Origin of the sequence: Acetobacterium bakii (assembly GCF_001263355.1) — a bacterium.
GTDB lineage: Bacteria > Bacillota > Clostridia > Eubacteriales > Eubacteriaceae > Acetobacterium > Acetobacterium bakii.
Genome location: NZ_LGYO01000067.1, coordinates 1 through 25,619, shown reverse-complemented (window position 1 = coordinate 25,619; position 25,619 = coordinate 1). Strand labels below are relative to the sequence as shown.

General features: G+C 42.2%; 23 protein-coding genes. 9 read left to right on the top strand and 14 right to left on the bottom strand.

From position 1 onward, the window contains the following. Positions 1-25 precede the first annotated feature (25 nt). A complete protein-coding gene (locus AKG39_RS20180) occupies positions 26-202 on the bottom strand; it encodes a hypothetical protein (protein WP_160316224.1) in 177 nt (58 codons plus the stop codon). A 118-nt stretch (positions 203-320) separates the two neighbouring features. Next, the gene (locus tag AKG39_RS18145; protein WP_050741822.1) at positions 321-1,565 is read right to left on the bottom strand and encodes a sensor domain-containing diguanylate cyclase; all 1,245 of its coding nucleotides are present in this window, start codon (positions 1,563-1,565) and stop codon (positions 321-323) included. 265 nt (positions 1,566-1,830) lie between these two features. On the opposite strand from AKG39_RS18145, the gene AKG39_RS19865 reads away from it, so the two are divergent. Then, the gene (locus AKG39_RS19865) at positions 1,831-2,001 is read left to right on the top strand and encodes a hypothetical protein (RefSeq protein ID WP_160316223.1); all 171 of its coding nucleotides are present in this window, start codon (positions 1,831-1,833) and stop codon (positions 1,999-2,001) included. Between the two features lie 70 nt (positions 2,002-2,071). Here AKG39_RS19865 and AKG39_RS18135 read toward each other — a convergent pair whose 3' ends face one another. From AKG39_RS18135 to AKG39_RS18115, 5 genes are all read right to left on the bottom strand, one after another. Continuing rightward, positions 2,072-3,163, bottom strand: coding sequence for a radical SAM protein (locus tag AKG39_RS18135; protein ID WP_050741820.1), 1,092 nt, complete (start codon positions 3,161-3,163; stop codon positions 2,072-2,074). A 238-nt stretch (positions 3,164-3,401) separates the two neighbouring features. Continuing rightward, positions 3,402-5,546 (bottom strand): C39 family peptidase, encoded by a 2,145-nt coding sequence (locus AKG39_RS18130; RefSeq protein WP_050741819.1) that lies wholly within the window; start codon positions 5,544-5,546, stop codon positions 3,402-3,404. Positions 5,547-5,740: 194 nt separating this feature from the next. Further along, positions 5,741-5,941, bottom strand: a complete 201-nt coding sequence (locus AKG39_RS18125) for a hypothetical protein (protein WP_050741818.1) — start codon at positions 5,939-5,941, stop codon at positions 5,741-5,743. Positions 5,942-5,964: 23 nt separating this feature from the next. Beyond that, entirely contained in the window at positions 5,965-6,573 is a 609-nt protein-coding gene (locus AKG39_RS18120) for a hypothetical protein (protein WP_050741817.1), read from the bottom strand. A gap of 172 nt (positions 6,574-6,745) precedes the next feature. Next, positions 6,746-7,609 carry a DUF7686 domain-containing protein gene (locus AKG39_RS18115; protein WP_050741816.1) on the bottom strand — a complete coding sequence of 288 codons (864 nt, stop codon included), beginning with the start codon at positions 7,607-7,609 and terminating at the stop codon, positions 6,746-6,748. Positions 7,610-7,969: 360 nt separating this feature from the next. Here AKG39_RS18115 and AKG39_RS18110 point away from each other — a divergent pair, with 360 nt between their 5' ends. Together AKG39_RS18110 and AKG39_RS18105 are read left to right on the top strand one after the other, a co-directional pair. Continuing rightward, complete coding sequence (locus AKG39_RS18110) at positions 7,970-9,637, top strand: MutS-related protein (RefSeq protein WP_050741815.1); 1,668 nt, start codon at positions 7,970-7,972, stop codon at positions 9,635-9,637. A 763-nt stretch (positions 9,638-10,400) separates the two neighbouring features. Next, entirely contained in the window at positions 10,401-10,799 is a 399-nt protein-coding gene (locus tag AKG39_RS18105; RefSeq protein ID WP_050741814.1) for a hypothetical protein, read from the top strand. Positions 10,800-11,033: 234 nt separating this feature from the next. On the opposite strand, the gene AKG39_RS18100 is transcribed toward AKG39_RS18105, so the two are convergent. The 4 genes from AKG39_RS18100 to AKG39_RS18085 form a co-directional block, all read right to left on the bottom strand. After that, a complete protein-coding gene (locus tag AKG39_RS18100) occupies positions 11,034-11,867 on the bottom strand; it encodes an EFR1 family ferrodoxin (RefSeq protein WP_050741813.1) in 834 nt (277 codons plus the stop codon). Between the two features lie 235 nt (positions 11,868-12,102). Next, on the bottom strand, positions 12,103-12,327 hold the full coding sequence (locus tag AKG39_RS18095; protein WP_050741812.1) for a hypothetical protein: 225 nt from the start codon (positions 12,325-12,327) through the stop codon (positions 12,103-12,105). Positions 12,328-12,481: 154 nt separating this feature from the next. Next, entirely contained in the window at positions 12,482-15,667 is a 3,186-nt protein-coding gene (locus AKG39_RS18090; protein WP_050741811.1) for a methyl-accepting chemotaxis protein, read from the bottom strand. 520 nt (positions 15,668-16,187) lie between these two features. Continuing rightward, on the bottom strand, positions 16,188-16,790 hold the full coding sequence (locus tag AKG39_RS18085; RefSeq protein WP_050741810.1) for a TetR/AcrR family transcriptional regulator: 603 nt from the start codon (positions 16,788-16,790) through the stop codon (positions 16,188-16,190). Positions 16,791-17,121: 331 nt separating this feature from the next. Between AKG39_RS18085 and AKG39_RS18080 the strand changes: the two genes are divergently transcribed. Both AKG39_RS18080 and AKG39_RS18075 read left to right on the top strand, forming a co-directional pair. Continuing rightward, complete coding sequence (locus AKG39_RS18080; RefSeq protein WP_050741809.1) at positions 17,122-17,778, top strand: GAP family protein; 657 nt, start codon at positions 17,122-17,124, stop codon at positions 17,776-17,778. A gap of 360 nt (positions 17,779-18,138) precedes the next feature. Further along, positions 18,139-19,125: a choloylglycine hydrolase family protein gene (locus AKG39_RS18075; RefSeq protein ID WP_050741808.1), complete on the top strand. Its 987-nt coding sequence runs from the start codon at positions 18,139-18,141 to the stop codon at positions 19,123-19,125. A 139-nt stretch (positions 19,126-19,264) separates the two neighbouring features. Here the strand turns inward: AKG39_RS18075 and AKG39_RS18070 are convergent, their stop codons facing one another. Together AKG39_RS18070 and AKG39_RS18065 are read right to left on the bottom strand one after the other, a co-directional pair. Then, positions 19,265-21,064 carry a radical SAM protein gene (locus tag AKG39_RS18070; protein WP_050741807.1) on the bottom strand — a complete coding sequence of 600 codons (1,800 nt, stop codon included), beginning with the start codon at positions 21,062-21,064 and terminating at the stop codon, positions 19,265-19,267. After that, a complete protein-coding gene (locus AKG39_RS18065) occupies positions 21,043-21,654 on the bottom strand; it encodes a class I SAM-dependent methyltransferase (protein WP_160316222.1) in 612 nt (203 codons plus the stop codon). Before AKG39_RS18065 ends, AKG39_RS18070 begins: the two co-directional genes overlap by 22 nt. A gap of 368 nt (positions 21,655-22,022) precedes the next feature. Here AKG39_RS18065 and AKG39_RS19860 point away from each other — a divergent pair, with 368 nt between their 5' ends. After that, the gene (locus tag AKG39_RS19860; protein ID WP_148568663.1) at positions 22,023-22,223 is read left to right on the top strand and encodes a hypothetical protein; all 201 of its coding nucleotides are present in this window, start codon (positions 22,023-22,025) and stop codon (positions 22,221-22,223) included. Here AKG39_RS19860 and AKG39_RS18060 read toward each other — a convergent pair. Then, positions 22,165-23,058, bottom strand: a complete 894-nt coding sequence (locus AKG39_RS18060) for a (4Fe-4S)-binding protein (RefSeq protein ID WP_050741805.1) — start codon at positions 23,056-23,058, stop codon at positions 22,165-22,167. The genes AKG39_RS19860 and AKG39_RS18060 overlap by 59 nt on opposite strands. A 153-nt stretch (positions 23,059-23,211) precedes the next feature. Between AKG39_RS18060 and AKG39_RS18055 the strand changes: the two genes are divergently transcribed. From AKG39_RS18055 to AKG39_RS19855, 3 genes are all read left to right on the top strand, one after another. Further along, a complete protein-coding gene (locus AKG39_RS18055) occupies positions 23,212-24,129 on the top strand; it encodes a LysR family transcriptional regulator (protein WP_050741804.1) in 918 nt (305 codons plus the stop codon). 414 nt (positions 24,130-24,543) lie between these two features. After that, on the top strand, positions 24,544-25,008 hold the full coding sequence (locus tag AKG39_RS18050; protein ID WP_050741803.1) for a hypothetical protein: 465 nt from the start codon (positions 24,544-24,546) through the stop codon (positions 25,006-25,008). A 96-nt stretch (positions 25,009-25,104) separates the two neighbouring features. After that, positions 25,105-25,287, top strand: coding sequence for a hypothetical protein (locus AKG39_RS19855; RefSeq protein ID WP_126981283.1), 183 nt, complete (start codon positions 25,105-25,107; stop codon positions 25,285-25,287). The last annotated feature ends 332 nt before the right edge of the window (positions 25,288-25,619 follow it).

Below are 25,619 nucleotides of genomic sequence, written 5' to 3'. Positions count from 1 at the left end.
TATTGGCAATTATTTACTTTTATTTTTAATTAAAACCGAAAATAATCGGAAAGACAAAGGCTACAATTCCCAGCCACAGAGCATAAACATAAAGGTACTGGGTCTGGAATTTTTCAATTTTGAGAAAATCAATTTCTGTTAAGTTGCCCCGACCCCTTAAATAATCGCTCCAGGATCGGACATTGGTTTCCAAATCAAACATAGATTAATTCCTCCTTATTTTCAGCAAGCTTCAGCCAGGTTTTTGAAAGGGCGGAATGAACAATTCCCCATTGCTTTTTCCGGACTTCCAACTCTGCCGTCCCTTTTTCTCATATCAATCACAGCGCCTGAACCTGGTTTCGGCCATTATTCTTGGCCCGATAGAGGGCCTGATCGGCGCGGAAAATGATGGTGTCAACCGAGGCATCGTCACTAAAAACCGAAACACCCAGACTAATGGTAATACCTTCCTGTTTGGGAAAACGATTTTCACTGACTTCTTTTCTGATCGTTTCCGCCAGTTCCACGGCCACCTTTTCATCCGTATCCGGGAGGATCACCATAAATTCCTCCCCTCCCCATCGCCCTACGATATCTGCAGGCCGGATGCTGGTTTTAAAAAGCTCTGCCAGCTCCACTAATACCGCATCGCCGGCCAGGTGTCCAAAACTGTCATTGATCTGTTTGAAATTATCAATATCAATCATAATCAAACCAAAGACCGCGGTACTGTTTTTGGTCCGCTTTAATTGATGCTCCAGTTCAGCATCCAGTTTAACCCGATTATAAAGCTGGGTGAGTTTATCGGTTTCTGACAGTTTTTTAATTTCCCTCCGCATTTTCACTTTTTCAGTAATATCCCGACTGACCGCCAGTAATTCCATAAATTGATTGTCGTCATCGTAAATCCCAGATAACACGGTATCGGTATAGATACTCTTGCCATCCTTACGAACCTGACGCTGCTCAAAATTGATAGCATCGAAGGGTTCACCCTTTTCCACCATTTCCCGAATACTCTCCCTGACTCGATCCATATCCTTTTGGACCCCAGGGAGAAAATAGCCGATTGCCCGATAATCCCTCAATACTTCTTCCTGGGTATAACCGGTTATTTTTTCAACCGATGGACTGATGTAGGTGAAATTCCCGAACAGATCCACCGTCATAATAATATCACTAGCGTTATCGGTCAGCAAACGGTGCTTTTTCTCATTCTCTTTAATCTTATTTTCCAACCTTTTGATGGCGGTAAGCTCCTGGAGTTCACATGAAGGATTCTTTTTGCCCTTCAACTTGAGGATTTTCAAAAATTTACGTCTGGGAACTTCTTCATTAGACAGTTTACAGGCCTTTAGAAAAATCTGAAAAGAGTCCAGCACAAACCCATCCCCCGGGATATCGTAATGAACATCTCCGACGCGCAGGGCTTCGGCAACATTTCTGATGGTTCGCAGGCTTTGGTCCAGGGCTAAAAAGTCAGCATCCCCGGCGGCAATCGCCGGGAAATTATTATTCATTTTTTTATCATTCAAAATCCCACTAACATAGTTGATCATGGCTTTTGCATTATTATTTAACATTCTCTACCCTCATATTCTGCTCTCTTCGTTATACAAATGGAACTAAATGGAAATTTATGATATTCATCGCAATGAATGCGATTTCCGATCTTATTTACCTTAAGGTTGCCAACTCTTTAATAATACCATAAACGATGCATTGTTGCTTTTGAAAATTTTTTTTAAGCATTTAATAAACTTCTTTTGTATTATTCCATCAAACGTTTGCATAGATACTCATATTATATTCAATAATGGTTTATTTGCAATGATAATCCATGTAAAAATGTCTGTGTCCGCCAAATTCAGCGGCCAGAACGAAAGTGTTTTCTGCCTCCATCCGGGAAATGATACGGATCCGATTCTGCCCATTTATCTAAAAATCAATGAGGACTGTCTGCACAAATCCATCAAGGCCCTGGACGGGCTAGGATTTTTTGACATCGACGAAAATTAATTATCAAAGAAAGGGTTATGGGCGCAACGCCCATAACCCTTTCTTTCGCTTTTCTGTATATAATTTAATCTCAGGAATTAAGCAATGCTTTGACCAGATCTTCCTGCTGGAACAAAGCACAGCCGCCATTGTGTTCGCCGCCCACCAATTCCTGCTCCTGCAGCTTTTCGAAAAACGGTGATGACAAGACCTCTAAAATGGTATGTTCTTTAAGGCTGCGATCCGAATAGGGCGAAAACGGACAGGCCTCGGCGGAGCCATAGGGGTTGATGTGAAAAAATCCCCGGCCGGCGGCCAGACAGCCACCCATGAACTGCTCATCACCGGGAAACGACACAAACACCATGGAATCATAGACTTCTCTTAACTCATTTTGCCTGTTTTCCATAAACAGCCGCTCTTTTTCCCCGGGGGCCAGATGCTCGGTGGCCGGGTCGACCGGCACATATTCAATGAAAAACACGATCCGGCAGCCCAGGCCGGCCAATACATCCAAAAATTCCTTTGATGTCACTTCCAGCCTATTTTCGGTGGTGACGGTAATGGAAGTCCCAAATACTATTTTATGCTGATCCAGCGCTTTCATGGTTGTCAGCAGTTTCAGGTAAGTCCCTTTCCCACGCCTAAAATCCGTGGCCGGCTGGTTTCCTTCAAGGCTTAACACCGGGATCAAATTGCGGTGGGCGTTAAACAGCTTTAAATAATCCGCATCGATGAGGACGCCGTTGGTGAAAATCGGAAAAATAGTATTTTTCACACTGGCCGCCGCCTGAATCACGTCCCGTCTTAACAACGGCTCACCGCCGGCAAGCAGATTAAAGGAAATACCCAAATCTTTGGATTGCCTGAAAATATCCAGCCATTGGGCTGCCGTCAGTAATTCCGCGGTTTTTTCGTCATTGCACATGCCGTTATCCCGGGCGTAACAGCCTTTACAAAAGAGGTTACAGGCATTGGTAATGCTGGAAATAAGAAAGGTTGGGATATGCTGACCCGATGCCTCGAAAAAATTGCGTTTGCGGAAATTACGTTTGCTTACTTCTTTATATTTTAGCAGAAAAGCGGTTTCCCGAGGATTTTTAAAAGTCCCTTTTAAAATATCCCGGATTATTATTTCTATGGATTCATTCATATAGTTTGCAAGGTCAAAATGCTCAGTCATTAGTTTTTCTCCTCTATCACACAAATTAGATTTATCAAAACCCCAGGCTGCCATAGGATTGGCAGCCTGGGGTTGGCGACAAAATCGTCCCGTGGACAATGGTAAATCGTTGTCGGCTGCATGATCGTACAGGCGAGCCTGTTCGCCATGATGCCGACTAACTGATGTTACCATTGTCCCCGGGACTTACTTTTCTACTTTATCTCCAATCATCGGCGTCAATGGTTATACCAGTCTTTTAATTTTCATTCTGATGGATAATATATGTTATATTGCCAGACTCGGCCCAGGCCGCTGCGAATTGATCAAGTCTGTATTTAACGCGAACACCGGCATTGCTGCCAGCTGCCGGGTCATTGATAATGATATATTCGGTTCCATTTTCATTGGTAAACCCACAGACGACAATCAGATGACCGGGGGTTGATGATATGGGGGCGCCATCAACGACGGGTAAATTGCCACCGACATTGGCACTGTTTTTATAGGCCACCGCCGCGATGGCCGGATGACCGCTTTTAATTTCACGCTTCAGGCCGTCGATGGTTGAGTAGTCGACATAGGCCCGATAGCCCCAGCTTGAAGCAAAGGCGGTATTAAAGGGCCAGTTGCCATATTCATCAGCTTTATGATCATATGCCCCTGCGGCGACCTGTTCGGGTGTTAGCTGGATGCCATAATAATTCAACACCATGGCCACGCTGGTGGGGCTGCAGATGGAATCGGCGATGGCCGGATCCCTTATCATCTGGGATAATTGGGGTACAGCCAGGACACCGACATTTGATAAATCGGGATTGTCCGGAAAGACTTTATTGATCCCCTGGGCTGAATTTCGCAGAGCTCCGGCTACCAGACGAACTGTCGGCGTCACACCGGGCTGATTGGAATACAACAGGACCCGATATTGAACGCTACTGGCCGTCTGGCCATTCTTCACCACCAGGGTATCGATATCAACATTGGCCACCGGATCGCTCATATCAGTAACCGACCTGTTTTGGATAGATGTGCCCCAGGTTCCCCAGGAGCGCCAGCTGGACCACTGGCCATTGGCGGTTAATGCGACCCGAGCCTGAACCTCAACAGTGGTGCCCGAGGGCGTATCACTGTTCCAGGAAAGCACCAGTTTATTAAAGGCACTTGTGCTTAAACTGTTTGATGTATAAATCCCACTTTGGGTACCTGCTTTCAATACGATGGCGCCATCCCCGGCATTCTCGGAAATTTCGACATTGTCAAAAACAGCATCGACAACATTAAAATCAGCGGGCGTTGACTTAATGAATAAATTCCCCGCAACGGTGCTACTTTTTTTATCGGAAAAGGCCGGGACTGCCGAGGCCGATGGTGCCCCCTGGCCTTTGGGTACGAGGACAATTTTTATGGCTTCCAGGCGATAACTGTATCCGGCCGTGCCTGCACTTTCACCGTTTTTAGCCCAACCCATCCAGCCAAAATTCTGGGCATGAACCTGATAATAGATATCAAAGCGATCGGCATCGGTACCGGTCAGCTTGATCTGGATGGCTTCCAGACGTTTGGATTCGCCCTGGGTTCCGCTCATAGCACCATCGCTTTTCCAGCCGCGATCGGTATCCGCTTCCCAGCCGATATCCTGGATATGGGTCTGGTAGGTCATCCCGAAATCAAAGCCCTGGGTATCCGGATCAATCTTAATGCCTTCTAAACGCAGGCTTTGGCCGAAAGTACCGCTGGCTTCGCCGTTGCTTTTTAAGCCAATGCCGGCGTCGACTTCCCAGCCGATGTTTTCAATTTGGGTCTGATACATCACCCCGGGGTAGGTTATAAAGGCAGGGGTGTCGGTGATGGTTGGCGGACCCTGATCTTTGGGGACAACCACAATTTTTATGGCTTCAAGGCGATAACTGTATCCGGCGGTGCCGGCACTTTCGCCGTTTTTGGCCCAACCCATCCAGCCGACATTTTGGGCATGGACCTGATAATAGATATCAAAGTCTGTCGCATCGGCTCCGGTCAGCTTGATTTGAATAGCTTCCAGCCGTTTGAATTCGCCCTGGGTTCCACTCATGGCACCGTCGCTTTTCCAGCCGCTTTCGGTATCGGCTTCCCAACCGACATCCTGGATATGAGTCTGATAGGCAATCCCCAGATCATCGCCCTGGGTATCCAGATTAATCTTAATGCCTTCCAAACGCAGGCTTTTGCCCGATGTTCCGCTGGCCTCGCCATTGCTTTTTAAGCCAATGCCGGCATCGACTTCCCAGCCGATGTCTTCAATATGTGTCTGATAGAAAACATCGGGACTTGATGCCGCTGCCAAAACCCCCGCCGGTGCTAATCCAATGATTAACAACAAAGCAAACATTAAGCCAATTCCTCTATTTAAACATTTTTTCATTTTTCCACCTTTGCAAAGTTTGTTTATTCTTAGGTTTATTGTAGCTTCCTTTGCCGTTTTTTTCAAGGATTATAAATAGTTGGGATTTTTAGTATGAACCATTTATGATAACGTTCTGGTTTATCACACACAATTAACAGCCCAGGCATTGCCTGGGCTGTTAATTGTGTTATTTTGGGACGGTGTTTCAAAAATCAATCGATCCTTTTCACATCAAGGAAAGCCTTCAAAAAATCATCCATCTTTTTCTTATCAACCAGAGCTGCCACATAATCATCGCACTTTTTATAATCATGCATCACATCCATAAATTTTTTCTCACAGCTCAAACAGAAATAGTCGCCATTGGGTGTCTGATCATCAGCTTCGTTTATTTTACAGATATCACATTTCATAATTGTTACTCCTCTTTAAAATTTTATTTGAACAAAAGATTATTGCAGTGGTCGCAGCGGTCGTTTGAAATCGGGTTCTCGGTTGAGCATACATTACAGTAGATGATGTGGTCTTTGGATTTATCATATTTTTCATAGGTCGATAAGCCCACATGGTAGCGCAGTCGATCGCCGATTTGAAAATAGTCGTACATTTCCCGTCGGTTATGATAAATCATGTGATGCTTCTTACCGTTGGTTTTCTCAACCACAAGCACATAATCCATATCATCCTGATCTGAATCGTCGTCAGGCTTTTCCTGCTGATATTTTTCGGTGATGACGCCTTCCCAGATCTGTTTCCGTTTATTCTTTATGTAAAACCAATTGAGGCCTACCATTAACAGTCCAAGAACGGCCCCGATAATCAGCCCGGCCGCAAGGAGCATCGTTTCGAAAAACAGCCCGGCAAGCAGAAAACCAAAGGGAAATATCACCACTAGGGCCCAGAGATAACTAATCCCGGATTTATATTTCTCTTTTGCCGCAGCAATGATCTCGGGATCTTCGTATCGGGTTGACCATCCGACCAGACCGTTGGTTTCACTTTGGCTGGCATTAACCTCTTTTTCATTAATCAATGCTTTTTTCATATCCGTAACCTCCCTTTTTAATAATAATCATCGATGCGGTTTCCTCGATTTTAAAACAGCACATCACATCGTTTACCGTAATGTGGATATGAATCTCATTTTTCGAATATAACTGTTCCTAAATCCTATTACATTTAAACTCACCACATTAACAATGCCCATTTATGGTATCTCAGCTTTCAATCATCCGATCGATTTGCCTGACCAGATACTCCGGAAAGTGATCGTCATCGTGCTCGATGGCTAACAGTCGTTCCTTAATGCGTTCCCCCACTATTTTCGCCATGCCCTCGCTGCCATACTTATGCAGCAGCTTCAGTTCGTCGATGCGTTCAAATAAGGCGTCTTCACACCTGCCGACCAGTTTATAACTCAGAAAATCATCCTCCAGAAACCATCCCAGGGTTTTTTCAACATGCTCGAAGATCACTTCCGGATCGATGCTGACCTGGCGCAGAACCGTCTCTTTGCCAAGCACATCGTCAGAAATATCGCGGATCTGAAAATCCAGATTAAAGCCCTCGAAAGCCGTGAGAGCCCGTCCAAAATCGACAAAACCGACGGCCTTTCCATCAATCATCAAACTGGCATTATCAAACTCATCCGCTAAAATCTGACAGGTTCCGATGCTGTTCAGGTCATATAAAACCTCATCGATGCAAATGGCATTACTGATCCAATCAGACTCGCTCATACATGAAAGAGTGCGGTATGATAATCCCCTTTCAATCTTTGCAATCAGCATTTTATAGGCGGCTAACTGGCTGACTGCAGGTTTTGCAATGATCATAAATTCATATCCACCGCAAATTTCCATTGCCTGCCAAACGGAAATATCCGCCGAAACCATATTTATAATTTCAAATTGATGGTTTTGGCCATCCATGTCTTTCACGGTGACGATTTCCGAAAATTTCCCGGTATTATCCATGCCCGGCAGCTCATCCATGATCTCATGATGACAGGCCAGACAAAAATCTCCGCGATTTATGATATGAATGGTGGCTTCGTTTACTTTGCATTTATTGCATTTCATTGGGTTGTTTCCTTTCGATGGGAGTATCTGATGTTTTTATTTCCCGCAAGTCTTATAATCAATCCCAGAGTTTTTTCACAATCATTTTAATCACCCGTTGTTCACTTTTTTATAATTTATCATAAATGTATGCTAAAAACAATTAAATTCTGGGATTGTTTTTTTATTAACCATCTCGGGATTCATTACAAAATGATGCAAGCAGTTTATTTAATAAGCAGTAGCGCGGAAGGGCATTAACAGACCATTCATTTGCTCCTTTAAGTTGACATTGAGCATTAAAAGTGGTATATTAATGCATGTTTTTCTGGCAGTTATTCGAAAATCTCTATTGCAATGTCAGAATTTGAGGAGTCATTTATGGAAATATTATTTTTTGTGGTTATCGGCGTCATAGCTATCTTTATTTTTGATTTATTCTCCAGCCGCAAAGCCCGACGAAAGTCCCGGCAGCGGTTAATCGATGGGTTTGGTAACGCACCAACCAGTTTCGATACGGATATCTGGGGCAGCGTGACCGATTATTGGGATCGCAAACTTAAGTATGAAGCGCTTGATGTATTTATTGATGACCTAACCTGGAGTGATCTGGATATGGACGATGTCTTTAAACAGCTGGACACCTGCCTAACCTCGGTTGGCGATGAAGTGCTGTATGCCACCCTTCATGAGCCGCAATGGGAGGTCGAACCGCTACAGCAAAGAGATCAGCTGATTACTTTTTTTACCGAAAATCCCAGGGAACGCCTGGAAATTCAGATGATTCTTGCAAAACTGGGCAAGGTAAGCTATAACGACGTTTCGGCCCTTATTTTCGAAATCCGGATGAAGGCCTTAAAGAACCCGCTGGTCTATACGGTCCTGTCGATTATGCCGCTTCTGTGCCTCGGCATCTGCCTCATTAATCCCACTGTCGGCCTGATCAGCCTGGTCCTCTCAATGCTTGTTAATGGGGGTATCTATTACTATTTCAAAAAGGAAATCGCCCGAAACCTGATGACGATTCAATATCTGTCGGCCATTCTCCGCTGCTGCAGCCGCTTGTCGGGCTATCAGGCAACAGGCAGCCTGAAGCTTTTAACGGATCAGCTGGGCCAGGACAATGTGCCCTTTAAAGCCATTGCCGGCAAACTCTCAGGGGTCATGATGGGGGGCAGTTCCGATCTAGACCTCTTTCTGGATTATCTGAAAATCATCACCCTCTACGATTTTCGCACCTACAACAAAGCCATTGCCCTGGTGTCGAAAAATAAAGAAGCGTTTCACCGCATTTATCAAGGCATTGGCGAGCTGGACATGGCCATCGCGGTGGCCTCCTTTCGAGAAAGTCTGACCGGCACCGTGACACCAACCTTCACCGAAGCGTTTAACGTCGTGGCCACCGGTTTATATCATCCCCTACTGCAATCGCCGGTGCCCAATGATATCAGCCTCAACCAAAACAGCCTGATTACCGGGTCCAATGCGTCGGGTAAATCAACCTTTGTTAAAGCTCTGGCCATTAACAGCATCTTTGCCCAAACCATTTATACCTGCACCGCCAGCAGTTTTTCCCTTGCCCACTGTTTACCCGTTACCTCAATGGCCGTCCGTGATGATATTTTAGCCGGTGACAGTTATTTTATGGCGGAAATTAAATCCCTGAAACGGACTATCGATCAGGTGCACCGCTATCCCTGTCTCTGTTTTATCGATGAAATATTAAAAGGGACCAACACCATCGAACGGATTGCGGCGTCCTCAGCGATTCTGGATTATCTAGACGGCGAAAATTGCCTGTGCCTGATTGCTACCCATGATATCGAGCTGACTAATATTTTAGGGAACAGTTATGATAATTACCACTTTCAGGAAACAATTACCGACGAGACCATTCTCTTTGACTATCAGCTCCATACCGGCCCGGCCCAGACCAAAAATGCCATTGCTTTATTAAATTATCTGGCCTTTGACCCAGCCATCATTAATAATGCCAACGAACTGGTGGATAGCTTTATCGCAACTGAAAAATGGACGGTACTTGCCTAGCGAAAACTGTTTGTCAATGCCCTGGCTGAAATTAGCCGATAAGTAAAAAAGACACCGCTGTCCCAGGATAGCGGTGTCTTTTTTACATCCGCCGATTATGGCGTGTATAGGGCATCAAACCCATACGCTTGACGGGTTTGTCAAGCTAAATTAGAAGGCGGATGTTTTTAAATAGTCTTTCATTTAGTTCTGCTTTTATTCAAAAGTTTGATTATTTCATCCAGATGCCATTGTATCGTACTAAGCGCTTTATTTTTCTTGACAAAAGGTCGATAGCAACGTCCCAGGTGATTAATCATCGCCCCTTGAATTTCCAACAATCTGCACACTCCCCACCCCCGACTCTCACATAGGGACGGGTATCAGCCGCCCGAAACGTAACGGCGACAACAAACGCATGCCTAAACCCTTAACGTCCCAGGCATCAGGATAGTATTTTCCAGCAAACTTTGACGTCGTTGTAGGTCCGGGCTGCGTTTGCTATAAGATTAAAATTGATTCAAACAGCACTCAAATATTAATTAACTCTTGAAATTTATTTTAAATGATATATAATGACAAAATAACACTTTTAGTCATCTTTTAATCATTAATTGCAATTAATAATGATTTACCTTTTTTTACCTTTCTTTTGTAGTGATTTGACTATTTTCCGATTTATTGAGTGTTTTGGTTTGCTTATAGCGATATAACAATCGCCGGGAGTATTTCTTCGGGGCAATCCACATTTTCTAAAAAATTTTGCAGAGCAGAAAGGATTATCTTGAATATACTTAAAAAACTCTATCCTTATACGATTGTAATTGCATATATTCTCTACAGCATTACAATTGATAATTTAAAAGGCATAGCTGCAACAGGTAATCTGGATAATCGTTTATTCGGTTATTTAATTTTCCCTTTGATGGGGGTAGGGCTAGGAATTGTGCTTGATTTATCAAGTAGAAACACAGCTTCGCTACGACTTAAAATAAAATTCAATTACCTTATTATCGCATTAATTTTCGCATTCATTCTATATAGTCCCTATACGTTATTTAGTACTCAAGTTCTTAATCTTTTTCCGTTCCCTATTCGATCTTTATCTGTCCAAACGCCTCATATTCTTTCAATATTGATTGGTTATTTCTTATCAAAAGGATTTCTTAGGAGTTTAGAGTAATACTAGACGTTAGAGGTATTAATTATTAATCAAAAAAACATCCGCAAGTAGAATTGCTGGGATGTTTTTTTACTTTACGTTGATTTAGGTTCGTAGAGGCGGGTAAAGAGAATCATGGCCAAGGACATGCTGACCTGATACGATTTAGTATCAATTTGTATCAATATAGCATAGCCGGGAAAGAAATCAAGTGCTGTTTGGGAATTGCCTTTATTCCTTGATAACCGTCCTGGTTCAGGATATTTGGCTACCAATGTCATTTGCATTTATTTCAGGATGATGGTAACGCCCCAGCTTCTTGGCATAATGAGTGACACCAATGGCTTGTACCGAACAATAGTTGAAACATGCATAACAAAAATTGCAGTTCTCATTGATCCACTCCGGTTTGCCTTCATTCATTTTGATGCGGCGGGTTGTACAGATGCTTTCGCATAAGCCGCAGCCAATGCAGCATTCATCAAGGATAAAATTAAGTTTTGGTTTTGATTTCTCACTGATGTACCAAAGCGGCTTCATCATCCAGTAAACAATCTTTTTCCGCCCTGAAGTCATGTTTAAAGAGGTAGTTTTGTCACTGATCGCTATCTTATAGACAATATCCTTTGTTGATGAATCTGCTCGTATTAACATCGTTTCAATTTTTTCCGGGGTAATCTTCAATTCCCAATCCATCGTCATCAATGGTTTAGGCGCAACGCCTTTTGGTGTATTGTTAATCATTTCAATTTCAAAATAGGCATCCAAAGGAATCTGCTGTCGCTTTAAAATCTTATACAGATAAAGTCCTGCCGCTCCCGGAGTTCCTCCATGGGTTGCAACTGCAAAGATATAAATTCCTGATCTAAACGCTAACTTTTCGATGAATTTTACCACAACACGCGGAACGGCATTCATATAAACAGGGTATATCAGTCCAATTTTTTCAGTCTCTTTGCTTATCGATGTATGAGCATCGTCTTTAAGCATCGGTACAACATCAACATCGGTTAAGCCTTCGGCAATTTTCCGTGCAATCGCCAGTGAATTACCTGTTCCGGTAAAATAAAACAATACTGTTTTTGCCAAAACACACCTCCAATTTTCGAATATCCCGAAAATTCCGTTAATCCCAGAGTTTTTTCACAATCATTTTAATCACCCGTTGTTCACTTTTTTTATAATTTATCATAAATGCATAAAAAAAACAATTAAATTCTGAGATTGTTTTTATTAACCATCGGCCTGATCAGTCTAACCCTTTCAGTGATTTTTAATGGGGGTATCTATTACAATTTCAAAAAAGAAAACGCCAGAAACCTGCTCACGATTCAATATCTGTCAGCCATTCCGGCAAGGCCATCCACAATGCCCTTGTATAGGGATTCCGCAGGTCCCCGCCGTTGTTCCTGAAGTTTTCAATGGGCGCCACCTCAACGGTGGTACCGGCACAAAATACCGCAATCCGATCGGCAATTTTCATGGTAGCCGCAATGTCATGGGTAATCATCATCGCCCCGCAACCGGACAGCAATGCTGTCACCAGCATCAGGAACTGTTTTGATTTATACTTGATCTAATGCGGTTTTGTCAAGCTAAAGATGTTTTTAACATGAGGGGAAACCATATAAAAAAGTCCCGGGGACTATTGTAACATTTAATTGTCCCCGGGACGGTTATATCATTCGGACCCTTTATCTGATTTAGTATTTATCCATTTCCATATCATCCAAAAATTTTTTTTGCTGGAATGATTGATTATTGTTTTTCATTGGCGGCTTTTTTGCCGTTGGCTGACTGGTTCTTTTCGGTGTATTCCCAGCTCGCTTCAATTGGAAAGCCTCGACCATTTGTTTGAGCATTTCCGCCTGGCCTGAGAGTTCTTCACTGGCAGCGGCACTTTCTTCCGCCGTGGCGGAATTGGTTTGCACCACCATCGAAACCTGTTCGATGCCCTGGGTGATCTGGGCGATTTCCGAGGCCTGGTCATTGGAGGCCTGGGCAATATCTCCGACCAAACCGGTCACCTTTTCAATTTCACTCAGGATCTCTTTAAGGCTGACGGCAGTTTCATCGGCAATTTTCGTGCCTGTTTCGACCTTGTCAATGGAGCCTTCAATCAGCACCGTGGTTTCCTTGGCGGCTTCGGCACTTCTGGCGGCAAGGCTTCGCACTTCTTCGGCAACCACCGCAAAGCCTTTGCCGTGCTGGCCGGCGCGCGCGGCTTCCACCGCCGCATTAAGAGCCAGAATATTGGTCTGGAAGGCGATATCGTCGATGACCTTGATGATTTTCGAAATATTTTTGGAGGAATCGTTAATTTCCACCATGGCACTTACCATTTTGGTCATTTGGGTATTGCCGACCTCGGCATTGCCGCGGACCTCCTGGGCCCGTTCATTGGCTTCATTGGCCCGCATGGCATTTTTCTTGGTTTCCCCGGCCACTTCTTCTATTGAAGCGGTGAGTTGCTGAATGGAACTGGCCTGTTCGGTTGTTCCCTGTGACAGCGCCTGCCCGCCATTGGATATCTGCTGAGCACCTATTTCCACCTGGCTAGCGGCAATGTTGATGTCACCCATAACATTATTGAGAGACTCGATAATCACGTTGATCGCATTTGAAATTTTGATAAAATCGCCACGATATTGCCTGGCGTTTTCAATGTCCAAATTCTTATCTGCCAGCTGCTGCATTTTGGTGGAAATTTCACCAACTACCGCATCCAAACGACTGGCAGTGTTGTTGACCGCTTCCTTTAAAACATTAAAATCGCCTTGATACGACCCCATTACCAGTACCTGCAGGTTTCCATTTGAGATGGCCTCCATCACTGCCATTACTTCGTTTATCGGTTTGGAAACTTCCACCAGAATATCATTCACGCCACCGACCAGCTCTTTCCATGCCCCCCTAAGTTTATGGGTATCCGCCTGTGTGGTTAAATTACCTTCAATCGCTGCCTGGGTCAGTAAACCAGCATCTTCAAGCATCTCGCCGATGGAGACTTTAACTGAGAATATACTCTTACCGATTTCGTTAAATTGAGTGCTGACCTCAGTGGTATATTCATCGGCTGAGGCAATGTTCAGATCAAAGTCCAGATTTCCTTCGGCCAGTCGGATCAGATTCGCAGCCAGCCGTTCAACTTCAACATTTTGGTATTCAGTCACTTTTGTCTGACCGGTAATGTCCTGAATAATTTCAACATGCCCAACTTTTTGACCTTTTCCATCATTGATGTAGGCGGAATCCACCTGGAATTTCTGACCCTGTTGTTCAAACAGGGTTTGGATTTTATTTTTCCTTAATCCTGCAATGGCGCAATTCTCGGTATTGCAGATATTGTTATTCCAATTGCTGCACTGTTTGCCCAACACCTGTTGACGTTTGACTCCCAACAACTTTTCAACGGGTTTATTGATAAATGTCCAGTTCATCTCTAAATCAGTTGCTGACATTGCAAACGGTACGGCATCCAATAGCGCTTCATACCAGATCATTTTATCCACTACGGTGTCCAGAGTTGCGTTGACACCGAGCACGACTTCTTTATACCCACCCTCAAATTTATCAGGATTGCCACGGGTATGCCATTGCTGGTTTACCGCAGCATTGGCCAGCATGGTTGACTCGGCAATCAAAGCACGAATGGTTTCAATGGTCAACTTGAGCGCCGGAGCAATTTCATCCTCGGGATCTCGAACCTCAATGTTGGCAGAGACGTCCCCAGCCGCAATCTGATTCATGGAACCGATAACGACATTCTGCAGATCATCGGCAAGCTGATTCATCGATGCGGTCATTTCACCAATTTCATCCTTACTGTCAATTTTTAACCGCTTTCCCAAATGTCCCATGGTCATTTCTTTAATCATATGATTCATTGCAATAATCGGTTTAGTAATTTTTCGGGTCAACAGATAAACTACCGTGCCGCCGATTAATAGAATCACTACGGCGATTATCAGAATAATGTTGCGCAAATTATTCATCACCGCCAAAACATCATTTTCATATTTTGCGACAACAAGGGTCCAATCAGTCCCGGGAATCGGTGCGGTTGCCCCAATTTTCGTTTCCCCGTTCAAACCATAAGTCAGCATGCCTGTTTGGCCTGTACCCATTTCTTTAAGGGCAATACCAAAATTTTTCCATTTCCCATCATTATCAATATCGGTAAAAACATTGGACTGATCCAGTAGATTCTGTTGATCGGGATGAGCCATAATCGCCCCTTGAGAATTGACAACAAAACCATATTCTCGAACCCCATCACCCATGGCACTGGTGCTGTCTTCCAGAAAAGTTGGCGGTCTTCGGCCCACCAGAAGACCGATGACCTGACCATTGCTGATAATCGGCGCCACCTCAAAAATACAGGGCGCTTTGGTTACTTTGCTGATGGCGACATCAGAAATCGATAATTTTCCATCAAAACCGGCTTTGTACCAGAACTGACCCTCTGATTGGAATTCGCCGCCCCCCTTAATATATCTGGCATTGCCGTTCATATCCATCACAGCGATGTCCTCATACCCCAAGTGATCCACATCACCAATGATCGAGCTTACCTGAGTGTTCCAATCCATGGTAGCCGTTCTTTCTCTTCGGGCAACTCCCTCTAAAGCCGATAAATTACCCGTGGTAATCGCACCAATATGAGCAGCCCCTTCGGTAACATAAGCCTGAGCATCGGCGTTTGATTGCTCCATTATCGAGGCGCTACCAAAGTTAATGGCTAACAACCCCAAAACAAGCACTGCAGCAGCCAAGATTAATAGTATAAAGACCACTAATTTTGTCGCCAAATGCTGATTAAATTGACCTTTACCCGCTGCTCTTACGTTTTTGCTTTGAATTCCCTGGGCCGACGTTGTTTCTTTCATTTTCTCCCTCTTTCAATTGTATATTTTCACAAAATCCTTATGCTGTCCACGGCTAATCCCAAAGGATTATCACACTGCCCTGAATTATAGGAATTTTGAGACTAACTAAAATTTACTGGAATTTTCCAGTTATATCTTAACCAAAAATCACCATTGCTTCTAATGGCAATATAATTTTTCAAAATGTTTAAAATCTTACAGGATCGCTTCCTGACGTTCGGCAGACAGTCGACATTATATTCCATGATAACGTTACCTGTCTACCGTAAATTTTCGCTATAAACTCTTTTTTGATTCAAATTCCTCTTTTCACTGGAAATAATCAAAAATCACTTGCAAATGAAAGCTTTTTTTCTTATAAAAAAAAAGGGCAAGCGCTTTTTCTAAAGCCCTTACCCCCGATCCCATGTCTGTTATTCAAATTCACGAAAACCGCAACGACAGGATTATTCAATTTTTGATTTAATTACGTATTGAATGTCGAATATGCACTTCTTTTGTGATCTGGTTTTTTCTATTTTCAAGCTACGGTATAATCTTTAATGATCATACTCTCAATGCCAGCCCAAAAGATCATCCATACATCTTCTGCATAGTTTTTGATATCAAACTCCCCGTGGTAGATCATTGTTACATCTAAAGTACCATGAAGCATTGCCATGTAAGAACGAACAATCGGCAAACAATATGTTTCTGCCTTATGATTATCACTAAGAGCGTTCTCCACAATCTCTCTTAGTCTGTTTTCTAATTGATGTTCATGTTGTTTTAAAGAAGACTGGCTTCTTTTGAATAAATTTTCGGTCTCATTAAGTAGTAGCCATTTCCAAAACCTCAACCTCGTTGTATCACTATAGTAATCAATAATTGACATGAAAATAGTTTTTAATTGCTCTTCAGGACTCAGATGATTCAAATCGTTAAACTCCGCCTGTTTTTCCTTGAAATATGTCTCAACGTAGATGTTGACCACCGCAAAATACAGCTCATCTTTGCTTTTAAAGTAATTGTAAATAGACTGTTTTTTTATGCCTGCTGCTTCGGCAATTTCTGATAACGGGATGCTGTAACCTTTCTCTGCGAATTTCTGGTATGCAACTTCTAATATTAGCTCTTTACGCATGAATAATCTCCTTCAAATTGACTGACGTCATTACCAATTATTATACAGCATGATTATTAATTATATCCTTATAAAAGAACTTTCCCTCCGATATAGTGAGGTATCGAGTTTATCATTGACTATCTCTGGATTCTTGCCGCAAAAAACACTCAATTCAGAGTGCATCCGACGGTCTTTTGTTCTCACAGGTCCTCCTCACCGGTCCTTTCGTTTGGATAGATAATTACGATCGCATAAGTGAAGGGGCTGGCTCGTTCATCTTAAATATTTACTATTGGAGCAAAAGCAGATATAATGATTAAAAAATCAAATTTGATTTTAAGGAGTTTTCATGGATCATACTTTTTTTGAGATTCTTCCCCTGGCCATTGGGGCGGCCTTCAGTCCCACCGGCCTGTTATTTGTAATGATGATTTTAAGCGGCAAAGAGAATTCAAAAAAAGGTGCGCTAGGCTTTGTTCTGGGTGGGACCTTATTATTGACGCTAGTGGGGCTGTTTCTTTTTTTCACCGCCCAGCCGGTTATGAATGCAACCAGACACCCAAATCTTACCTCCAGTATTATTGATATTGGTCTGGGTATCTTGATTTTACTCATTGTGGCTCTGTCCTTCTTTTTTAAGAAAAAGCCCAAAATCAAAGCTCCTAATAATAAAAAAAGACCTTATCCGATTATTGGCTTTTTTTACATGTCCATCAATCTTTCTACCCTCATTCCTTTTATCGCCGCGGTTAAAATCATATCCGTGAATAAACTGGCGCTCTGGGATAACTTTGCCATTTTTCTTGTGACCGTCGTGATCACCATGTCGATGATTGCGTTTCCCGTTGTGATCAGCTATGCCATGCCTCAAGAATCAAAGAAGATCCTGGACCCGATGAATGCTTTTATAGTCAAAAACGGAGCTAAACTAGGCGATGTTTTTTTTGCACTGGTTGCCGTCTATCTGATTTGCCACGGTGTGATAGGGCTAATGAACATAATCTAGCCACGCTGATTTCCAGTATGCACAGGCGTTGCGGTGTTGACCAACCCATGATTCTGTCAATATTGGGCATAGCAACCTACAACGACGTTTCGTCCCTTATTCTCGAAATTCAGATCAAGGCCTTCAAGAACCACTGACCAGTGACGGGAAGATCACAGTCACTGGTCAGTGCTTTTTTTTGTTATTCTATCCTAAAATCATAGTGCTACACTTCTTCCCGCATGCCGATCACCGTGACGTTGGTGTGTTTATGTATGCATGAGCATCGCCCTACGGTAATTTGCTTAAAACACAACTGATTATTTACTTTTAGCGCAACATCAGCTATAATTAAGCAACTAAAGAAAGAAGGTACTTACTGTGTGTACAAGTCTAACCTTAACGACTAAGGATCACTTAAACCTGCTTGCCCGAACCATGGATTTTGCTTTTGTGCTGGAGCCGGAACTTATTTTTGTCCCCCGCAAATATCCCTTTGTTTTTGAAATGGATGCATCCAGTCACTCAGTAACCTACGCGTTGATGGGGATCGGCCAGCAACAGGATAATACCTATGCTTTTACCGACGGGGTAAATGAAGCCGGACTGGCCTGTGCCACCTTGTATTTCCCCGGCTATGCCCATTACAGCGAAGGTATTATTGCGGATAAAACCAACCTAGCCTCCTATGAGGTCGTGGGATGGCTGTTAGCCAATTTTGCCACTATCGATGAAGTTAAAGAAGCCGTTTCCCAATTAAATATTGTCAATGCGCCGGCTAAACTTTTTGGGGTTGTTACCCCACTCCACTGGATAGTCACCGATAAGAGCGGCGCTGCCATTGTCATTGAGCCGATGGAAAGCGGCCTGGTCGTTTATGATAATCCCCTGGGCGTGATGTCCAACAGTCCTGATTTTAATTGGCATATGACCAATATCCGCAATTATATCGGCATTAATCCTTTTAAAATTGAAGCACTGAAATTAAACGGGCTCACTTTTGCACCCTTTGGCAATGGTGCCAGAACCATTGGTTTACCCGGCGATTACACACCGCCGTCACGATTTATCCGGGCTCTTTTTGGGAAAGAGGCCATTAACGAGTTAGATAATGAGGATGAGGGCATTAAGGCGGCCTTTCATATTTTAGCATCGGTTGATATTCCCAAGGGCAGCGTCATCACCGATGAGGGTGTTGACTATACCCAATACACCGCCTGTATGGTGTGCAACACCGGTACTTACTATATCAAAACCTATGATAACAACCAGATCATCCGGGCCTGTCTTTTTAATGAAGATTTAAATGCCGACGCACCTAAAGTCCGGCTAATTCCGCAGACACAGCAGTACGGCAAATTAAACTAGCCATTTTGACGTTGCGGGCGGCTGCTGGCTGCCCCTGCGGGCTGCTGCTTGGCTGCAACAACATAAAGGGACGGTTCTTTCGCATCCGCACAAATGGCATCTGCATAAAAGAACCGTCCCTTCGATTAAATTAACACCTCTAGCAATCACTCCAATGCCAGTCGCTCGTTGGTGTTGCAAAGGATAAATTGATTTTTTCAGCGTCAAATTCTGTGCTATAAAACTCATGGTACAAATATTCTGCTTCTTCAAACATGTCAAAGTGAAATAGCTCAGGATGTAGAATATTTGCAATATTCATCAAACCTAGAATCCATCTTGGACTTCCGAAATCCCAATTGGGATAGGTATGCGTATATATTCTTTTTGAGTGAACCGCCTTTATTTTGATTCCTTTTGTTAAGCACTCCTTATAGAAATCATCGATTGAATTGGATAAAAACGACGATATAAAAATCACTTCCGGATTCAATTCATTTAGTTGCTGGATGCTTATGTTCATTCCCGGTCGTCCATCGCCTTTAACTTCTTTGTTGACACTAATTCCTCCTGCTGCTTCGACCAGTTGATTTTCAAATCGTTCGCCTTTAAGACAAAACAGCGGTTTACCCATGACATAATAAACACGCGGTTTGGATGTTACCTCCTTAAGCTTTTCTTGTATTTCGTCATACTTGCTCTGCATATACGTGCTCAATTCCAGTGCTTTTTTTTCAGTACCGGAATACTCGGCAAATTTCCGAATGGATAAAATATATTTTTCAATTGACTGCAAGTCATGATGCCAATTATTCATATTTTTTCCGGTCAGCATGCGCTCCCAAATACTAACCACATCTGAAATCTTATCCACACCGGAAGCGATCAGAATTGCCTTGATCATGTCCAATCCCCTTGTGAATGGATACCCTCCTTCAAAAGCTTCTTCCGTATATTCAGCTCTTTGCTTTAATCCTTTGATGGGAATGCTTTGTTGACACGCTGGACATTTTTGATCAGAATCTAACAGAATATTTCTGGTCTTTGCCCCCATCGGTCCGTAAAAATCCCGTTCTATTAACAAACATCCACAGTGATGGCAATAGGTATTTAGAAATTCAGTGCCGGGACTGTTAAACAGATATACATACCTTAAGTCCTTTTTTAATGATATCGCTAACTGTTCGGCTTCTCTTATTGTCGGTTCAAGTGCCGGGTCGGCCCCCTCCAGAGGGATATATCTCATGATTTGCAGCGGTATATCATAGTTGGATTTATTTAACCAGGACGCAAAATTTTCGACGCTTTTTTCATCATTTTTTTTATAAGTACACGATACTTCAATGTGAATTCCTGCATCATAAAAAATTTCGATACTTTCAAGTACCGGGGTAATGGATTTTGCGCCGCATATCATATATTCTTCGTCTGAAAATCCCTTTAAGCCGATGTTTACATAATCAATATACGCTGCCATAATCTTTGCTGATTTTCTTGTAAGATAACCATTTGTCGAACAGCCAACCAGAAGATCAGCCGCTTTTGCTTTTTTCGCCACATTCTGAAACGTAAAATATGAAGCGATTGGATCATTCATTAAAAAAGAGATGCCGATACATTGTTCTTTTTGGGCCTTCTCAATGATTTGTTCAGTCGTCATATGGTGCAGTGCCGCACTATTTTGACCGATCTCCTGTACCAGAATCGTGGATATGCAGCCAGGACAATTGAAATTGCATCCTGTTGTCGTTATTTGAAGAAACTTCCCTTTGGGGTGGAAATGCAGCATTGGCATTGTTTCAATGGAAATGCCACATACAACTAGATATTTATCAGGCGCTGTTTCAATCAACTCCCCGTTATTTATTGTGTATTTTTTGCATAATCCGGTGCTTCCATCTTTTATCATACATTCATTGGCACATACATAACAATGATTTACTTTTTGAATATTATCCATAATCCAGCCTGCTTTCTACTCACTTCATAGTGACTGATGTCTGTTTGCTTCATCATATTTTCAAAATGGTTATATCCCTTTTCACCCGTTCTGTTTTTTCGGTCATTTTGCCATTCGGGATCGTGTTCTTTCATTTTTTCAGACACTTGTAAGAATAATTCCTGATTACCAAATCCGCCGCCGATATAAGCGCAGCCACCCGGCTTCAGAACCCGATAAATTTCATTAATCCCTTTAACTTGATCTTCCCAGAAAAAAATTGAACCCCGGCTAATAATCAGATCGGCCATATTGTCATCAAAAGGCAATTGTTCCACATTGCCCTGCTGAATTCTGACACGATCCGCAAGCCTCATTCGCGTACAATTAATTTGTGCTTCGTTTAGCATTTCATCTGATAAATCAAACAAAACGGCTTGAATATCCGGCGCAAGTTTCGCTAGTTCCAAACCCAGATTTCCAAACCCGGTACCCACATCGATACACACGCCACTGGTGATCCCGGTTTCTTTGATAATATTTTCAGCAATAACCGGATAAATCGGTGCAAAAATATTATTCACTACATTCTCAAAGCTTTTCACATTCATTTCTATAGCCTTCACCTTCTTATTTAGAATTTTTATAAACTTCTTTTTAGTTTCGTTTCCATAAATTTTTTCATATCTTTTCATTCTTTTTAGTAATTATCTATTTTTTTGTTCATTTATGTTTGTTTTTGTTGTGTTTCATTCGCTTTGTTTATTATAGATTGTATTATACTATAAATCAATACCTTAAATGATATAAAATATCACTCGGACAAGAGAACGTTTCGTCGTCTCCTAAAGTCCATAGAATTTAGGACAAAAAAAGCGCCCTGATTAGCGGGCGCTTTATATGTTAACAAACCTTTTCAATTTAGTTACTTTTTTCAAACATTTCTTTTCTGTGTCTCAAGGAAGGCTTAAAAAAGGGCATGGAAGTTGGTGCTAAAAGCAAAGCTTTGGAAGTTGCCAGAAAGGCTGTTCATGAAGGGGTTGAACTGCCTCTCATTGCTAAACTGACAGGTCTTACGAAAAAAGAAGTCGAAAAGCTGGCAAAGGAATTGATTGCCCCTGCTATGAACCGTTGCTGTTCAACATTAATTCAATGGTTTCAAAGCCCAACCGATCGATAGTTGTCGCAAATCGCTCTCCGGGCAATCCGTATTCTTTGTAAAAATAAATAATCTTTTCAATATGGTTTAAAACCTCTTCTTTATTTACATAAATCTGTTTCAGCGCCTTCCCCTGTTTGCCCTGTTTGCCCCATCGACCGCCAATCACAATTTTATACCCTTTGATTCCTGCGGTAATGGCATCAAAGGCGCATTTTCCTATGCATAGACCGCAATTCAGGCAAGCCTTTTCATTGATTTTCAGCTGATCATTTTTAATTTCTGCGGCATCGACGGGACAGGCCTCTACCACCGCACAGTTTTTACAACCTCTGCAAGATTCCTGATTAAAAACAGGGATCCTTTGTCCAATAATTCCGAGATCATTTAAATCCGGTTTAACACAATTATTGGGGCAGCCGCCAACCGCGATTTTAAATTTATGAGGCAGGGTTAATTCACGAAAACCGGTATAGAAACGATCATGAATTTCTTTGGCAAGAGCAAACGTGTCAATTAAACCATACTGGCAGGTTGTTCCCTTGCAGGATAAAATCGGTCGCACCCTGGCCCCGGTGCCACCGGTTTCCAGTCCGCCCCGACCTAAATGGTTTCTAAAATCATCAATTTTTTCAAAAGGAATGCCCTGGCATTCGATTGTCAGACGGGTCGTCAGTGCCAGCTTGCCATTACCATATTTTTCTGCCGCTGCAATGATGCATTTTGCTTGTTCAGCTGTAATCAAGCCATTTTCTGTAATCACACGCGCTGAAAAATTATCCGTTCCCTTATTATTCAAAAACCCCATTGCTTTTACTTTTTTTTCATCTTCTTTACTGATTGTAAGTGTAGCCATGATTATTTCTCCGAAAATAGCTGCTATTTCTATGTGTTTCTTTTCATTTCATGTACATGATGGTTACAGTATAACACTTGTTTTTATATAACATAAATGGTATTATTTTATATTATCCATAATAATTACCTATGGATTGAAAATGGAGGGAAAATGGATATACGCCATTTGAAAATATTTATCGCCGTTGCGGAAACGGGATCAATGTCAGGTGCGGCCAAGCAATTTTTTGTCACCCAGCCTTCTGTCAGTCAGGTTATCAAGGAACTGGAAAGCCATTTCGGTGTCCTTCTTTTTGAACGATTAGGCAAACGATTGTTCATTACCGATTCCGGAAGATATTTAAGCAGACAGGCCCGCATCGTCATCCGCCAGTTTGATGAATTGGAAGAAAGCATGTTAAATGCCGGCCGAACAGAATCAGTAAGGGTGGGTTCCACCATCACAGTTGGTGCCTGCCTGCTGTCATCATTAATGGCTGATTTTAAAAAAAGCAACCCGGAAATTAAAACCTTCAACTATGTAAATAATACAAAAATGATCGAAGAACGCCTTCTCCGGGCAGAATTGGACATCGCACTGGTGGAGGGGCAGATTAAACATCCCGATTTAGTGATTAAACCGGTCATTGCCGATTATCTGGTTATTGTATGCGGTCGACGGCATCGTTTTGCCGGACAGCAGCAGATCAAAATAAAAGAATTGGAAAAAGAAGTTTTCATTATGCGCGAGAAAGGCAGCGGCACACGAAAATTATTTATGGATTTCATTGAAAAAAATGGTTTTAACCTGAACATCGGATGGGAAGTGACCTCCCCAGAAATCATTAAAACAATTGTCATGAAAAACAATTGTCTAGCCGCCATTTCTATCAGATTGGTTGAAGAAGAAGCGCAAAATGGCGATATTTATGTGATTAAACACAATGAACATAGCTGGAATCGAACCTTTAGCCTGGTTTATCATAAAAATAAACATATCAGCAAAGGCATGCTTGGTTTTATGAATGTTACTCAGGCATACGGTAACACCGGGATAATAACAGATGTGCCGGTGGGCATGCTCATTTAAAAAATTCAGCAAACACAGCAGTACGGTAAATTAAACTAGCGATTTCCTACTCTGGTCCTTTATAGTTCAACGATCGGGCCCACTTATAAGATATTGCAACTGCTCTCCCAGTTTCGCTTTCAATATCTTATAAGCGGAAATTACCGGTATCTATGCTTGACCTTCAAATCAAGTAGTCGTTGTCCCAATGCGCTGACATCTTCCGGTTTTTTATAACTTCAATGCACTCCGATCAGGGTTATCGGGAGATTAATTTTGTGGTAATTGATATGGGGTCTGTTGTTGTTACAGCAATGAGAAACCGTGACCAGGGTATTTTCATAATCTGTGAAATCCGGGACAGGTTCCTAATTATTAAAAATTCTTCTTGCTTCATTGCAACTAATTTGCAATAATTGAATCATCAGTATAACCATGCTGAAATTTCTTTGCGGTAATCTGCATTTTCTGAAAAATTTGCAGAGCAGAAAGGATTATATTTTGAATTTACTTAAAAAGCTCTATCCTTTTACGATTGTAATTGCATTCATTTTCTACGGTATAATAATTGAGGAGTTAACAGCCATAGCTTTATCAGGTGATGTAAATTTGTTTTTATTCTTTCGTTTAATTATTCCTTTGATTGGGGTTGGGCTAGGAATAGTGCTTGATTTATCAAGTAGAAATTTAGCTCCACTTGGATTTAAAATAAAACTTAATTACCTTATCATTGCTTTTATTTTCGCATTCATTCTATATAGTCCATATACGCTATTTAGTGTAACAGTTCTAAATTTTTTTCCTTTCCTTATAAGGCCTATATCTGCCCAAACGCCTTATATTCTTGCAATATTGATCGGATTTTTTTTATCAAAAGGATTACTGAGGAGTTTAGAGTAATCGTACGGGGTAATGGGTATTAATTGCTGACTTTCTGATTGGGATCTTGATTTATCAAAAAAAGAGCACCGCCTGTTCCCTAATGGGCGGTGCTCTTTGAAATCGGTATTATCCATTCGCTGTGGCCTCGTTTCGCGAAAGTATGCCCGGGGCACATTTACACTTATAGCGTACCAAAGAGACCCAAAACATGAAGAATATGTCGAGAAAGCGGTTAATTATGTCGAGGACGGTTATGGCACCGGATTATGCGATAAGATTATTGGACATAATAAGTAACTCCTTAATAGCGGGAACTTGTTAATAAGGAGAGCGGATCTTTGTGGGGTTGAGGATAATAAGTGAGGTGAATATTAGAGTCGATTAAAGAAACAGTTAGGGATGAGAGAAAAGCTTTTTTCTCGATTTCAAAAATCAAAATATTTCGAAAATCAAAATAATGAAGACAAGAGGAGAATATTAAAATGAAAAAAATTTCAGTAAGCTTATTTACAATCATCATGATGCTTCTTATGGTTGGTTCATCAAATGTTTTTGCAAATGATGCGAGTGCTATGGGCGTGGAGTATCGAGCTCATATACAGGATGTTGGCAATTATCCAACTGACGGA